At 64.5% G+C, this 15,221-nt stretch carries 10 protein-coding genes; 6 read left to right on the top strand and 4 right to left on the bottom strand.

The features are described from left to right. The first annotated feature begins 17 nt into the window (after nt 1–17). The 3 genes from HZA32_07430 (at nt 18) to HZA32_07420 (ending at nt 2,056) form a co-directional block, all read left to right on the top strand. Nucleotides 18–221 carry a hypothetical protein gene (locus HZA32_07430; protein MBI5423903.1) on the top strand — a complete coding sequence of 68 codons (204 nt, stop codon included), beginning with the start codon at nt 18–20 and terminating at the stop codon, nt 219–221. A gap of 57 nt (nt 222–278) precedes the next feature. Further along, nucleotides 279–764 (top strand): 5-(carboxyamino)imidazole ribonucleotide mutase, encoded by a 486-nt coding sequence (gene purE / locus HZA32_07425; GenBank protein MBI5423902.1) that lies wholly within the window; start codon nt 279–281, stop codon nt 762–764. A gap of 92 nt (nt 765–856) precedes the next feature. After that, nucleotides 857–2,056 carry a 5-(carboxyamino)imidazole ribonucleotide synthase gene (locus HZA32_07420; protein ID MBI5423901.1) on the top strand — a complete coding sequence of 400 codons (1,200 nt, stop codon included), beginning with the start codon at nt 857–859 and terminating at the stop codon, nt 2,054–2,056. Between the two features lie 118 nt (nt 2,057–2,174). On the opposite strand, the gene HZA32_07415 is transcribed toward HZA32_07420, so the two are convergent. The 4 genes from HZA32_07415 to HZA32_07400 all read right to left on the bottom strand — a co-directional run bounded on the left by HZA32_07415 (nt 2,175) and on the right by HZA32_07400 (nt 7,028). Continuing rightward, nucleotides 2,175–2,651 (bottom strand): nuclear transport factor 2 family protein, encoded by a 477-nt coding sequence (locus tag HZA32_07415; GenBank protein ID MBI5423900.1) that lies wholly within the window; start codon nt 2,649–2,651, stop codon nt 2,175–2,177. A 131-nt stretch (nt 2,652–2,782) separates the two neighbouring features. Beyond that, a complete protein-coding gene (gene fahA, locus HZA32_07410) occupies nt 2,783–4,099 on the bottom strand; it encodes a fumarylacetoacetase (protein MBI5423899.1) in 1,317 nt (438 codons plus the stop codon). After that, a complete protein-coding gene (locus HZA32_07405) occupies nt 4,090–4,971 on the bottom strand; it encodes a hypothetical protein (protein ID MBI5423898.1) in 882 nt (293 codons plus the stop codon). Before HZA32_07405 ends, fahA begins: the two co-directional genes overlap by 10 nt. Before the next feature lie 62 nt (nt 4,972–5,033). Continuing rightward, complete coding sequence (locus HZA32_07400; GenBank protein ID MBI5423897.1) at nt 5,034–7,028, bottom strand: S9 family peptidase; 1,995 nt, start codon at nt 7,026–7,028, stop codon at nt 5,034–5,036. Between the two features lie 246 nt (nt 7,029–7,274). Between HZA32_07400 and HZA32_07395 the strand changes: the two genes are divergently transcribed. The 3 genes from HZA32_07395 (at nt 7,275) to HZA32_07385 (ending at nt 15,134) form a co-directional block, all read left to right on the top strand. Next, nucleotides 7,275–9,989, top strand: a complete 2,715-nt coding sequence (locus tag HZA32_07395) for a TonB-dependent receptor (protein ID MBI5423896.1) — start codon at nt 7,275–7,277, stop codon at nt 9,987–9,989. 231 nt (nt 9,990–10,220) lie between these two features. Then, on the top strand, nt 10,221–12,965 hold the full coding sequence (locus tag HZA32_07390; GenBank protein ID MBI5423895.1) for a TonB-dependent receptor: 2,745 nt from the start codon (nt 10,221–10,223) through the stop codon (nt 12,963–12,965). Nucleotides 12,966–13,115: 150 nt separating this feature from the next. Then, nucleotides 13,116–15,134 (top strand): S9 family peptidase, encoded by a 2,019-nt coding sequence (locus HZA32_07385; GenBank protein MBI5423894.1) that lies wholly within the window; start codon nt 13,116–13,118, stop codon nt 15,132–15,134. Nucleotides 15,135–15,221 lie beyond the last annotated feature (87 nt).

Raw genomic sequence — 15,221 nt, 5'->3', positions numbered from 1 at the left:
ATGAAACGGCGCGCGCCATGACGACGATCCTCACCTTCTTCGTGTGGTGCGTGCTGCTGGTGCTGTGTTGGCCGCTGGCGCTGCTCGCGCTCGTGCTGGCCCCGATCGTCTGGCTGATCGCGCTCCCGTTCCGCCTGGCGGGCGCGGCGATCGGCGGGGTGTTTTCGCTCGTGAAAGCGCTGTTCACCCTGCCGGCGCGGCTGCTCGGCGCGCGCTCGTGACTTAGCGAGATTTCTGGGCTGACAGCGGTGCGGCGACCGTCGATAGGTAGGCGCCTCATGGCAAAACCACTCGTCGGCATCATCATGGGCAGCACCTCCGATTGGGAGACGATGCAGCATGCGGCCGCGCAACTCGAGGCGCTCGGCGTCCCGTTCGAGAAGCGCGTCGTCAGCGCGCATCGCACGCCGAAACTCATGGTGAGCTACGCCGAGTCGGCCGAGCGCCGCGGGCTGAAGCTCATCATCGCCGGCGCGGGCGGCGCAGCGCATTTGCCGGGCATGACCGCCTCGCTCACGACGCTCCCGGTGCTCGGCGTGCCTGTGGAGTCGAAGACTTTGAAGGGCCTCGACTCGCTGCTCTCCATCGCACAGATGCCGGCCGGCGTGCCGGTGGCGACCTTCGCGATCGGCAAGGCCGGCGCGACCAACGCCGCGCTCTTTGCCGCCTCGCTGCTCGCACAATCCGACGCGAAGACGAAGCGCGCGTGGAGTGATTTCCGCGCCACGCAGACCAAGAAGATCCTGAAATCGAAATTGCCCTGACTCTCGACACAGAGACGGAAGGAGGAACACGGAGCCCACTGAGGATTGGATTGAAAGGCTCTGTGTTCTCTGTGTCTCTCGGGTTTTCCTCTGTGACGAAAGCTCCTCTTCTCCCCGGAAAAACGATCGGCGTGCTCGGCGGCGGGCAGCTCGGACGCATGCTCGCGCACGCGGCGACGCGGCTCGGTTACCGCATCCACGTCTACGAACCGCAGGCGAACTGCCCCGCCGGGGCTGTCGCGCACAAGGAAGTGAACGCGCCCTACGAGGATCTCGCGGCGCTGGCGGCGTTCGCGCGCGAGTGCGACGTGGTCACCTACGAATTCGAAAACGTCCCGGCGGCGCCGCTGAAGCACATCGAGTCGCTCACGCAACTGCGCCCGCACTGGAGTGTGCTCGAGACGACGCAGAACCGCTCGCGCGAGAAGCGCTGGCTCCGCGACAACGGTTTTCCGCACGCGCGTTTCGCGGAGGTGGGTGTAGCCGGGCTCGGTGAGCCCGGACCGGGGTCGGCGACCCCGGCTACAATTCTTGAAGCGGCGATCCGCGAGGTCGGCGTGCCGTGCGTGGTGAAGACCGCGGACTTCGGCTACGACGGCAAGGGCCAGCTCAAGGTGATGACCGAGGCCGACGTGCCGGCGGCGCTGAAGAAATTCGCCGGGCATCCGGTCGTGATCGAGCAGTTCGTGGATTTCGCGTGCGAGGTTTCCGCCGTCGTCGCGCGCTCGGCGAGCGCGGCGGTGCGCGTGTTTCCGATCTCGGAGAACATTCACACGAACCACATTTTGGATTTCTCGATCGTGCCCGCGCGCGTGCCGGCCGAGGTGCTGGCCAAGGCGGAGAAACTCGCGCGGCTCGTCGCGGAGAAGATCGATCTCGTCGGCGTGCTCGGCGTGGAGTTTTTCGTCACGAGGTCGGGCGATGTGCTGATCAACGAGCTCGCGCCGCGCACGCACAACAGCGGCCACTACACGATCGATGCGTGCATGACTTCGCAGTTCGAGCAGCAGGTGCGCGCGATCTGCGGGTTGCCGCTCGGCGCGGTGACGCTGCTCTCACCGGTCGTGATGGTGAACATCCTCGGCGATGCGTGGAAATGGGACGCGGCTGGCAAGTGCGTCGGCGAGCCGAATTGGGACGCGCTGCTCGTGCAGCCGAACGTCCGCTTGCACCTTTACGGCAAGGAAGAGCCGCGCGTCGGGCGCAAGATGGGGCACTTCACAGTGGTGGCGCGGGACGCCGAGATGGCGTTCGAACTCGCGCAGAAATACAAGGGGCGCCTCGCGAGCTAAGGGCCGGTCCGAAAATTGAGCACACCGTAGGTAGCGTGCTTGCGCGCGCATTTAGCTCTCCGGCGCGACCAAGGTCGCTGCCTGCCACGCCCGCAATGCGCGCGGTTCGGGAAGTTGACTAGTTCTTCCCTGGTGCCGCGACCGGGCGATCCGGCGCGCCGTTGTCCATCACGTAGCGCCACGTGCCGTCGGGCTGGCGCTTCCAAATGGTGAGAAACCAGCCGGTGCCGACGCGCTCCTTGCCGTCGGGGCCGGGCGAGCGGAATTCGTAGCGGCCGTAGTTGTAGCCGAGTGTGCCGTCGTCGGAGACGTCGGTGAACGAGGCGGACCAGGTCAGCGAGACGCCGGGCTTGTCCTGACCCATGCGTTGGAGCACGGCGGCGGGGCCGCGAAACTGGCGCGGGTCGGTGTCGATGAACGCGACGTCGGGCGCGGCGAAATGCTGGAACGCGGCGAGGATGCCCTTCTCCTTCGCCATGGCGCAGAACTGGTCCTCCATCGCGGCGATTTCCTCCTTTAATTTCGCCTTGTCCACGGCGGCGGTGGCGAGCGTGGCGAGGCTGAGGGCGGCGAGGAGGGAGCGAAGAAATTTCATGAGCGCAGCGTGGCGGGCGCGGCGGATGAAGGCGACACCGTTGCGGCGCGGCGCGGCGTGGCACCGTTCAGCGGGGCGAAACGTGCGACGAGCGCGACCTGTTGCGCCGTGGGGGCGCGCGGGCTGCGCGCTCAGGCGGCGGGCATGATCATGCCGCGGCATTCGCCGAGGCCGATGCGGCGGGCGCCGGGGCGCTCGGCGTAGCCGCGCATGATGACCTCGTCGCCGTCGGCGAGGAATTTGCGTTCCTCGCCGTTGGGCAGGCGCAGCGGGTCGGTGCCGCGCCAGGTGTATTCGAGGAGGCAACCGCGCGCATCGCGCGTCGGACCGGAGACCGTGCCGCTGCCGAGAAGATCACCGGGCGAGAGGTTGCAGCCGTTGCTCGCGTGATGCGCGAGCATTTGGCCGAGCGTCCAATACATCTCCGTGAACTTGCCGCGCGAAACGCGGTGAGGCGACTCGCCGGCGAGTCGCATCTTGGCCGTGAGCAACCAAACCTCGAGCGTGAGGTCGATGCCGCCGAGCGCGGCGTCCTGATGATCGACGAGGTAGGGCAGGGGCGCCGGATCGCTCGCAGGGCGCGCCATCGCGGGGACGCGGAAAGGCGCGAGCGCCTCGAAGGTGACGACCCACGGAGAGAGTGTGCTGGCGAAATTTTTCGCGAGGAACGGCCCGAGCGGTTGGTATTCCCACGTTTGGATGTCGCGCGCCGACCAGTCGTTCAACAGCGCGATGCCGAAGAGATGCTGCGGCGCGGCGGAGAGCGGGATGCGTTCGCCGAGTGTGTTGCCGGGGCCGACGAACGCGCCGATCTCGAGCTCGTAGTCGAGATTCTTGCACGGGCCAAAGACCGGCGCGGGTGCGTCGGCGGGCTTGAGTTGTCCGTGCGGGCGGCGGATGGCGGTGCCGCTGGCGACGATCGACGAGCCGCGGCCGTGGTAGCCGATGGGAACCCACTTGTAGTTTGGCAGGAGCGGATTGTCGGGCCGCAGCATGGAGCCGACGTTCGTCGCGTGGTGAATGGACGCGTAGAAATCCGAGTAGTCGCCGATTTGCGCGGGGAGGAGGAGCGTGGCGCTACGCAGCGGGACGAGGCAGGCTTCGACGCGCGCGCGCAGTTCGGCGAGCGGGCTGGAGGCGTCGAGCAATTCGCTGAGGCGGGCGCGGAGCGCTGACCACGCGGGAGCGCCAGCGGCCATGAGGGCATTGAGCGCGGGTTGCTGGCAGACGGCGGCGACGCTTTCCGGCAGGAGCCCGGCGGAGGCGGCGGCATGCAGGTCGACGATGCGGTCACCGATCGCGACGCCGATGCGGCGGGCGGGATTGCCGCTGGTGCGGAAGACGCCGTAGGGCAGGTTTTGCAGCGGGAAGTCTGCGTCGGGGAGATTGGCCGAGTCCACCCAACTGCGGCGGGCGGGGTCGTGCGTGAAGTTGAGGCTCATAACCAATGGAGTTCTTGCAGGCCGTCGAGGGGCTCGGTGAAGGAGCACGAACCGAACGAGCGGCAAAGCGTCTGGCGAGTCGCGGCGAGTTGCGGCGCGGTGAAGCGGAAACCGCGCCACGCGATCGATTCAGCGGTGACGGTGAAGGCGCGCGCGTCGCGTTCGTCGAGCAGGGCGATCGTTTCGGCCTCGGAGCCACCGGCCTGGGTGAGCGTGGCGGCGAGGAGGACGTTGAGGAAACCGAACATCGGGCCGTGCGGGCTGCCGACCTCGTAGGTGAGCGGGTAGTCGCCGCGCAGCGGGTGGTGGAGCCCGGCGGTGGCTTTCATGACGACGCCGGCGCGGTGGCATTCGCGCAGGAAGCGGGCGACGGCGGCGGGAGCGGGGAAGGCGTCGGGGGTGACGCCGCCGGTGCGCAGCTTGGCGCAGCGGCCGGTGGCGCGGACGGCGTCGAGCAGGGCCGGCAGATCGGTGGCGGTGGAGGGAAGCTCAACCCAGACGTCGAGGGAGGGAGCGAACGGAGCGACGGCGCGGGCGATCCCGGCGGGCTCGGTCGCTTTGGTTTCGACGGCGACAATGCGGGCGGCGGCGTGGCGGGCGTTGAAGGCGGTGATGATCGCGGCATCGGCGGCGGGATCGGCGCCGGCGAGGACATTGAGTTGCCAGCCGGTTTGCCGGGCCGGGGTCAGCGTCGCGAAGGCGGTTTCGAATTCGGCGAGGCGGTCGAGGGGCAGGACGAAGGCGCCGAGCAGGGCGCGGTGCGGGCCGGCGAGATAGTCGACATGCCGGCGGACGGCGTCGGGCATGCCGAGCTTCGCCGGCGGAAAAAGGCCGGCATAGTCCATCCCGGATGCGAGCAGCGACCAAACCGCGGACATGCGATGTCCACGGTTGAAGGGCGGTGCAGGCGAGTCAACCGACGAGCACTAGGGTCTTCGGCTCAGGGCTTGTCCTTGGCTGGCATCTCGACGACGCGCAGTTCGCCCGGCTTGGCCGCGGCGGTGACTTCGCCGACGAGGTAGCGGGAGAAGAAGGACTCCAGTTTCTGGTAGAAGCCGATGCGCGAATTCTCGTTGCGGAAGCCGTGGCCTTCGTTGCCGGCGATGACGATTTCGTAGGTTTTGCCGAACTGTTTCAGTTTCGCCTCGAGGCGTTTCCAGTTGTCGATCTCGACGCGCGGGTCGTTGAAGCCGTAGGCATGCAGGGTGGGGATTTTGATGCGCTCGACGAAGTTCACGGGGGAGCGGTCGAACTTGTAGCGCGGATCGTCGCCGACCCATTCCTGGTAGAACTCGTCGCTCGAGCGGTCGAAGCGGCCGCGGCCCCAGCTGGTGATGAGGCCGAGGTCGGAGACGCCGACGTAGTTGACGGCGCACTTATAGAGGTCGGGCGTGAACGTGGCGCCGGCGAGCGCGGCATAGCCGCCGTAGCTGGCGCCGTAGATGGCGACGCGGGCGGGGTCGGCGATTTTTTGGTCGATGGCCCATTTCACGCCGTCGGTGAGGTCATCCTGCATTTTGCCGCCCCATTCGCGTTTGCCGGCTTCCTGGAATTTGTAGCCGTAGCCGCCGGAGCCGCGGTAGTTGATTTGGAGGACGGAGTAGCCGCGGTTGGCGAGGAACTGGACTTCGGGATTGAAGCCCCAGCTGTCGCGAATGCCGAAGGGGCCTCCGTGCGGATTGATGATGAGCGGGGCAGGTTTGCCGTCGGAGCCGGCGGCGCGGGTGAGATAGCCGTGGACGACGAGACCGTCGCGCGCGGTGAATTGCACGGGCTCCATCGGCTGCATCTGGGCGGGATTGATGAAGCGGTTTATCTTGCCGAGGGCCATGAGGCGCGGGGCGCGGAGATCGAGGACGTAGTAGGTGCCGGGGTCGCGATCGCTGCCAGCGTGGACGACCATGACCTGCTCGTCGGCGCTGGTGCTGATGACGTTGTTCACCGTGCCGGGCAGGGTGGCGTCGATTTTCGCCTGCAGTTGGGCGCGCGCGGGACTGATCCAGTGGTAGTGCGCCTTGTCGGTTTCGTAGCTGACGCCGTAGAGCTTGGTGCGATCGTAGGAAGTGATGATGCCGTCGACGTCGCCGTCGGGATTATGGAAGAGCGATTCGCTGACTTGGAGCGTGCGGCAGTTGATCGAGCGCAGCTCCATGGTGTCGGTGTGCTCGCGCGAGATGAAGTAGAGGGTCTCGTTGTCGGCGGCGAACTCGAGGAAGTCCCACTTCGGCTCCTTCGAGGGAAACTCGGCGACTTTGCTCCAGCCGCTCGTGCTGTCGCGGCGCACTTCGAAGATGATCTTGTCGGCGGTGAGCCGGCTGCGCGCGCGGATGACGCCGGCGCAGTCGACGATGAAGCCGCCCTCGTCGTTTTTCTGCGTGGTGATCGGGACGGGCCGGCGCTCGCCGTTGCGGATGTCCATGCGATAGACCCCGACGTCGAAGCTGCCGATCTCGCGCGGGCCGATGATCATGATGTAGTTCGGCTCGTATTCGAGCCAGTCGACGAGACTCGCGAAGTTGGCGCGATCGGCGAAGCGCTCGCGGTAGGATTCAGCGAGGGCGACGACACGGCGTTTGCTGAGGGAAATGGAGCGATAGGCCGGGGACTCGTTGCCGCCGACATCGCCGGCGTAGACGATGTAGTCGGAACCTTTCCAGCCGAAGGATTCGATGTTCTCATCCTTGGCGACGACGAGCGGTTCGACTTTGCCCGTGTCGAGGTGCATCAACGCGATGCCGACCTTGCCGGTGCCGAGCGTGGTGAGAAAAGCGAGGTTCTTGCCGTCGGGCGAGAGCCGGACGGTGCGAAGATCCGCTTCGGCGAAGAATTGCTCGGCGGGGATAAGCGGGGGCCGTTCGGCTCCGGCGAGACTGATGATCGAGAGGGCGCCGCAGACAGCGGCAGCCAGCAGGCGGGGGGCGCGCAGCAGGTTCATATTTCAGTTGTGTGTGCGCCGACATCAAATGCTTCGCGTCGTGTCGCGGCAAGCTCGGTGCGGCCGCCGGGAGATTTGCCGGTAGGGGCGACGAGAGAATCGATTTGCTACGTTCGGGTTAAGTTGTTCTAACCACGCGCGAGCTGTCAGCCGGGTCACCCGGTGGCGACTCACCAACACAACACAACAACTGAACGAACTATGAACTCCTCCCCAAGGATGTCCTTGGCGGCGTTTGCCCTTGTCTTGGGCAGCGTCTCTCTGGCTACCCAAGGCTTTGCCCAAGCGGCAGGCGCCTCGGATGCCGCAACGGATGAAAAAGTCCTGAAGCTCGATAAATTCGAGGTCACGGGCTCTTACATCCCCTTCGCCGGCACGCAGACTGCGCTGCCCGTCACGACCCTCGACACCAAGGCCATCGAGGCCACCGGTGTCACCACCAACGTCCTCGAAGTGCTGCGCAAAGCCGCGCCGCAGTTCTCGGGCAACGGCAACCTCGGCAACTCGAACGCGAACATCTCGTCCGGCTCCACCGGCGGCGGTTCGCAGGTCTCGTTCCGCAATACGCAGACGCTCGTTCTCGTGAACGGCCGCCGCATGTCGTATTCCGCGGTTCTCGCGTCGGGCGGACGCCAGTTCGTCGACGTGAACCTGATCCCGATCTCCGCGATCGCGAAGATCGAAATCCTCCAGGACGGCGCTTCGGCCACCTACGGCACCGATGCCGTCGCCGGCGTGGTCAACGTCGTGCTCAAGAGTGACTACAAGGGCATGGAAATCGGCTCGCACTACGGCTTCTCCAGCAACAGCGGCAAATATGCCGAGCGTTCGTTCTCGGTGGTCGGTGGCGGCGCCTCGGACAAGACCTCGGTGACGTTCTCCGCCGAATACACGGAGTCGGACCCGGTGTTCAACAAAGACCGCGAGTTCTCCAACCCGACCTACGGCACGGCCAGCTTCGGTGGCGTCATCAACACCCGCACGAACCCGAACGTCTACTACATCCTGAAGCCCGGCCTCAATGCTCCCCCGGCCGGTCACACCGACCTCGCCACGCTCGTCGCGCAGGGCATCTACATTCAGGTCAACTCCTCGAACCTCATCAGCGGTCTCGGCAATGAACAGCAATACGCGTTCAACCTGTCGGAATACGTCACGATGATCCTCCAGAACAAGCGTTCGAGCGCGATGCTCAACTTCGAGCACAAGGCCTCGGACGACATCACGGTCTTCGGCGACCTTATCTACACCAAGACCCAGACCTACTCGCAGCTGAACGCGCAGCCGATCTCGGCCGTCCTCGACGCGGCCAATCCGTCGAACCCGACGACCCAGACGATGCTCGTGCGCAATCGTTTCATCACCAATCCCCGCCAATACTACTACGATACCGCGACCATTCGCGGCATCATCGGTGCGCGCGGCAAGCTCGGTGACAAATACACGTGGGAAACCGCGGCGAACAAGAATCTCGTCGACCAATCCTACACCAACAAGAACGTCGTCAACGCGGTCCTCCGCGCCGACGCCGTCGCCAACGGTCTCATCAATCTTGCGGCGCGCCAACAGGCCGCCGGCGCCGTCGAGGCGGCCGGCTTCTTCGGCACCGCGATTGGCAACGCCAACTCGACCCTCACCACCTACGACGCCCGCGTGGCGGGTGAACTCTTTGAGTTGCCCGCCGGCCCGGTCGGCTTCGCGGTCGGTGGCGAGTATCGCACCGAGTCGCTGAAGCAAACCGCCGACGTCTACTCGCAGGCGGCGACCTTCGGTTGGGAATCCGCCACCACGCTCGATCCGTTCGACTCAAGCCGCTCGGTCTCCTCGATTTTCGCCGAAGTGCGCGTTCCGCTCATCGGCAAGTCGCAGAACATGCCCGGCGTCTACTCCCTCGAGCTCGACTCCGCGGTCCGCTATGAGAAATACAGCGACACCGACGACCCGACCGTTCCCAAGGTCTCCCTCAGCTGGCGTCCGTTCAGCGAGGAGCTGCTGATCCGCGGCACCTATTCGAAGTCGTTCTCGGCACCGACGCTCTTCAACCTGTTCGGACCGGGCGGCATCGGCTTCACCGATCCGCTCGCGCTCGACAAGCGCGGTGGTGGCACGATCTCCGGTCAGGCCAACGTCCGTAGCGGCTCGAACTCGAAGCTCATGCCCTCGCGTTCGAAGAACTACACCTTCGGCTTCGTCTACTCGCCCAAGGCCATCAAGGGTCTCGCGCTCACCGTCGACTACTTCAACATCAAGCAGGTCGACCTGATCTCCTCGATCGGCGCCGAGACGATCCTCCAGGACGTCGAAGACAATGGCGCCGCCTCGCCCTATGCCGGCTTCGTCCAAATCACGAAGTTCGGTGGCACCCCGATCACCGCCCCCGGCCAGATCGGCAACAACGCGATCGATGACATCTACGTCACCGACACCCTCGTGAACATCGCCGCCGTCAAGCTCAGCGGCGTGGACATGAAGGTCGAATACAGCTACCAGCACGATGTCTGGGGCCGCTTCGATGCGAATGTCTCGGTGGGCTACTACAAGTCCTACACCGTTCAGTCGCTCCCCAACGTCGATCCGTTCGAGACGGTCGGCCTGGCCAGCAACACCAACGGCACGATCCCGCGTTGGATGAGCTACGCGTCGGTTGCCTGGAGCCGCGGTCACTGGGGTGCGAACCTCGGCTGGCAGCACATCCCGGGTGTTGAAGACGTGAACGGCACCGGCACCGCCCGCTCGCCCTTCAACGTGAAGTCCTACGATAGCTTCGACCTGTCCGGCCGCTACACCTTCGGCTCCGACTGGAAGTTCATCAACGGCCTCACCGTCCGTCTCGGCGTGAACAACGTGTTCAACAAGATGCCGCCGGCCGCCGGTGGCACGTTCACGGACTCGAACGTCGACATCGCGACCTACAACCCGATCGGTCGCCTCTACTTCGTCGAAGCGAAATACGCGTTCTAAGCTTCGCTTCGCATACTCTCGATCAAGGCGGCCCGCGTTGCGGGCCGCCTTTTTTTGTGGGACTAAACCCGACATTTTGCCGCTTGGGCTTGAAAATAAGCCTCTTGGTCTCGATTTTAGCGCATTTCGTCTTGCCTCGTCTTGGCAGGGGGTATTTCCCGAAGGTCACACCAAGCAGACCCCGGGCTTAGCCCGCAGTCGGCTCTAACAAAACTGCAACACAAACGAACTATGAACGCACGTTCCGCTTGGAATATGCGGTCGGCGCTGGCGCTTCTCTTGGGCGCTGGCCTGATCCCCGCGGTGGTCGCGCAGACCGCCGCTCCTGCCCCTACGGAAGAAGAGACCCTGAAACTCGAAAAGTTTGTCGTCACGGGCTCCCTGATCCCGATCGCGGCGGACACCCCCGCCGTCCCGGTCACGGTCCTCACCTCGATCGAGATTCAAAACTCCGGCGTCACCAGCGATTTGACGGACGTCCTCAAGAAAACCAACCCGGCTTTCTTCGGCCGCGGCAACATCGGTGCCGAAAACGCGAACACTCGCGCGAACAGCACGAATGGCGCGTCCACGGTCTCGCTCCGCAATCGCTCGACGCTCGTCCTCATCAACGGTCGCCGCGCGGCGATCTCCCCGGTCGCAGCGACTGGTGCCGGATCCTTTGTCGACGTCAGCCTCATCCCGATCGCCGCCGTCGAGCGCGTCGAAATCCTCAGCGATGGCGCTTCGGCGACCTACGGTTCGGATGCGGTGTCCGGCGTCGTCAACGTGATTCTCAAAACCAACTACCGTGGCGCGGAAGTGGGTGGCAGCTTCAGCTGGGCTCCCGATGCCAGCGACCATACGACCCGCCAAGCCTACATGACGCTCGGTGCCGGCAACGAGAAGACCCAGCTCACGTTCTCCGCCGAATGGCGCAGCACGGATCCACTCTACCAGTATGAGCGCCCGTGGGGTATGAACCAGTTCCGCACGCCCACATTTGCGGGTGTCATCACCCCGGACGCCGTAAACCTCTACTACCTCAACCCGAACCTCAACGCCCCGCCGCAAGGACTCGATCTGACGTTTGCGCAGCTCGTGGCCCAAGGCATTTACCAGGGACCGTATAATCAGGACCAAGTCGCTCAATTCTTCGACCTCTCCGCGAAGGCGACGATGTTCCAGAAGACCACGCGCTACAGCGCTTCGATGGCCGTCCAACACAAATGGAACGACAACGTGACCGCTTTCGGCGACGTGCTTTTCACCAACAGCCTCACCGAAAGCTCCCTCAACGCTCAGCCCGTCTCCGGCAACGTTGCGGCCAGCAGCGCGTTCAATCCCGCCGACGTGCTCGTGCAGGCGCGCAATCGCTTCGTCGATTTCCCGCGTATCCGCAAGGGCGACTCGCTCGGTATGCGCGGCGTCTTCGGTCTGCGCGGCACCATCGGAAGCTCCTGGACGTGGGAAGCCGCTGCCACCCTCAATCGCAGCACCTTGGCCCTGCGTCAGCTCAACCTGATCGACACCAACGCCTATAACACTGCGGTCACCAACGGCACCTACAACCCCTTCGCTCGCAAACAGGCTGCGGGCGTCATCGAAGGCATCGTCGGCATCGGTTATCAGGACTACGTCAGCCGCGTGAATAGCTTCGACATCCGCGTCACCGGTGAGCTCTTCGATCTCCCTGCCGGCGCGGTCCAACTCGGCCTCGGCGCCGAGACCCGCACGGAACGCGTCTCCATGGTCAACGACCGCAACGACCGCCTCGCGCTCTGGCTGCAAGGCACGCCGACGAATCCCTTCGCCGCCAAGATCGCGGTCGACGGCTTCTCTGCCGAACTCCGTATTCCGGTGTTCAGCCCCGCGCAAAATATCCCGCTCGCCAAGACGGTCGAGATCGGCCTCGCGGGCCGCAAGGAACTCTACACCGCCACCACGGATCCGTTGGTTCCCAAGTTCACCCTCCGCTGGATGCCGTTCAACGACGAGTTCATCGTTCGCGCCACCTACGGCGAGTCGTTCACCGCGCCCGACCTGTTCTCCCTCTACGGTCCGTCCAACTCCGGCTTCACCGGTTCGATCAACATCAACCGCTACAACGCCGACGGCACGCCGATGAACGTCACGACCGGCAATCGCCAATACCGCTCGCGCGGTGGTTCGAACCCGAACCTCGTTCCGTCCGAGTCGCGTAACTGGACCGCCGGCTTCGTTTGGTCTCCCCGTAAGCTGAAGGGCTTCTCTCTCACCGCGGACTGGTTCAACATCGATGAGCGCGACCTCATCGGCACCGTCCCGCAGACCACCCTGCTCCAATCCGTTGAAGCCCTCGGACCTGCGTCCCCGTATGCCAGCCTCGTGCGCCTCGGTGTGAGCGTTGCGGGTGAAGCTCACTTCACGGACGGTGCTGCGGTCACCGCTCCCGGCCAGATCACCTCCGGCCAATCCGACGCGGTGTGGATGACCAACCCGCGCCTGAACATCGCGGGCGTCTGGCAGTCCGGCGCCGACGTCTCCGTCGACTACGCCTACGACACCAAGTCGTGGGGCAAGCTCGACCTCAGCCTCACCGGCACCTACATCCACGAATACGTTCAGCAGACGCTCCCGACGTCGCTCCCCGGCAACTTCGCCGACGGCTTCACGGGCAGCACCTACCCGCGTTATCGCACGTTCACCCAGCTCAACTGGACCTACAAGCAGATGACCGCGGGCATCAGCCACTCGTGGATTCCCGAAGTGGACGACCTCGTTGCCGCCACCGAACGCCCGATCGACTCCAACGAGACGTTCGACGTTCGCTTCAGCTATCGCTTCAGCAACTTCGGCAACAGCTGGCTGCAAGGCCTGCGCCTGTCGGTGGCCGTGTTGAACGTGTTCGGCGAGGATCCCCCGTTCGCCGCGGGCGAGTCCGACCAGAACCGCGACATCAATACCTACGACGCGTTCGGTCGCCGTTTCGTCATCTCGGCGAACTACAAGTTCTGAGCTGACGCACACTGTTTCTCCCGGGCCGGACCGCAAGGTCCGGCCTTTTTTTGAGCAACCGATGATTCACCCAACCGCGACTTGAACAGCCCGGTCCGCCGAGCCAATTTTCACGCGCGGGCCGCTTTCCCCCCACAACACACAACATCTATGAACCGACTCGTTGCGCGGTCATGCTGGACCGCGTTCACGCTCGCCCTGTTATCGTCCTCCGTCACCGCTCGGGAACTCATCCCGATCGAGACTTTTTTCGGCACCGATGCCATTCAATCGATGGCGCTTTCGCCGGATGGCAATAAGATCGCCATGATCGCGCCGAACGGCGGCCGCTACAGCATCGCCCTGCTGGATACGACGACCGGCAAAGCGAGCGTCGTCGTTGCCTACGAAAAAGAAAACATCTCGTCCATCACCTGGAAAGGCAACGAACGCATCCTGTATCGCGTGTTTTCGCAGGGACACGAGATTCCGCTCATCGCCAGCACCGACCTGGCCGCCAAGTCGATGAAGCGCCTGGTCGAACCCCGCGTGCGCCGCGACGAGAGTTCGATATTCTCGGGAAGTCTCGTGGATACCGCCCCATGGGATCCGGACCACATTTTGATCTATGGGCTCACCGCCGAGTCCGACGATCGGCGTTTCAACGATGGCGGTCAGCGATTCTATCCGACGCCGGCGATCTACCGCGTAAACGTGCATACCGGGCGCCGCAGCCAGGTCGTCGGGCTGGATCGCGACGTCGATGCCGGCGAATTCGACCGCACGCTTCAGCAGCGCATCACCACCGAGGTAAAGGGAGCCGAACTCGTCTTTCAGTATCGCGCTCGCAACGACGAGCCGTGGCGCAAAATGCGCCAGTTCGATATTCGGGCGTCCAAGTGGGACATTCTAGGGCTTCGCGCCGACGGCAAGGAAGCCTATGTGCTCGACACGTCCGAGAACGACCTCGGCACGCTGCGGGCCTTCGACTTGGAGACCGGCAAGCTCGACCGCGCCGTGTTCGAGTCGGCGGAAACGCACGTCACCGGTCTGGTTTTCTCTCCCAAACGAGAGCGCCTCATCGGCGTTCGCCACGAAGGCGTGAAGCGGGCGACTCATTGGCTCGACCCGCGCTGGAAAGCAATCGGCGCGAGTCTCGAGCGCAACTTTCCCGACCACAATGTTCACATCTTTTCGATGTCCGAGGACGAGAAACGGTTTCTCTTCCTCATCACTTCGGATCGCGACCCGGGCCGCTATTTCCTCGGCGACCTGCGCGGGGATGGCATGCGCGTGCAACCGATCAACGCTGTGCGCCCGGGCGTGAAACCCGAATTCATGAGTCCAATGGAGCCGATCCAATACACGGCGCGGGATGGCATGCTGATCCACGGCTACTTCACCAAACCCGGCGGCAAGGCCGACCGTGACACGCCGCTCTTGATCATGCCGCACGGTGGACCGTTCGGCATCCGCGACAGCTGGGGTTTTAACGCCGAAGTGCAGTTTCTCGCCGATCGCGGCTACGCCGTCCTGCAGGTGAACTACCGTGGCTCGGGCGGCTACGGGAGTTCGTTCGAGCACGCCGGCTATGGCGAATGGGGCGGCAAGATGCAGAACGATCTGACCGACGCCGTGCAATGGGCCATCTCCCAAGGGTGGTGCGATCCGCAGCGCGTCGGCATCATCGGCGCCAGCTACGGTGGCTACGCCGCGCTCGCGGGCGTCACGATGACCCCCGAGCTTTTTCGCGTCGGAATCAACTACGTCGGCGTCTCGGACTTGCGCCTCATCACCCGGTGGGATCTCGGCAAGAGCGCGGCCTCAAAGGCGGTGTTCGAACTCCGGATCGGGCGCGATCCGGAGGTCCTGGCCGCCCGTTCGCCGGTCACCCACGTCGCCAACATCCGCGTGCCCACCTTGCACGCCTATGGCCTGAACGACCCGCGCGTTGAGATCAGCAATTGGGAAGTGCTCGAAGCCGCGCTCAAAAAACACGGCAAAACCTACGAGAGCTACGTGGAGACCGAGGAAGGGCACGGTTTCGGAAAAGCCGAGAACTCGCTCCGGTTTTACCGCGCCGTCGAATCCTTCCTGGCTCGCTACATGCCCTCCGAATCGTTGAAGGGACATGCCAAACCCGGCGAACTTCGCGTGGTGGAAATGCCCGCGAAAACCGGCAGCGAGTGATTCGCCCGCACCGCGCACGCCAAAAAACGAAGCCCCGGATTGCTCCGGGGCTTTTTCTTTTGGCTCGCCGCACTCGCTTGCGAGCAA

This window comes from Opitutia bacterium, from assembly GCA_016217545.1.
Taxonomy (GTDB): domain Bacteria; phylum Verrucomicrobiota; class Verrucomicrobiia; order Opitutales; family Opitutaceae; genus Didemnitutus.
Note: the sequence above shows the minus strand (reverse complement) of the source record. Positions and strands in the feature narration are given on the sequence as shown.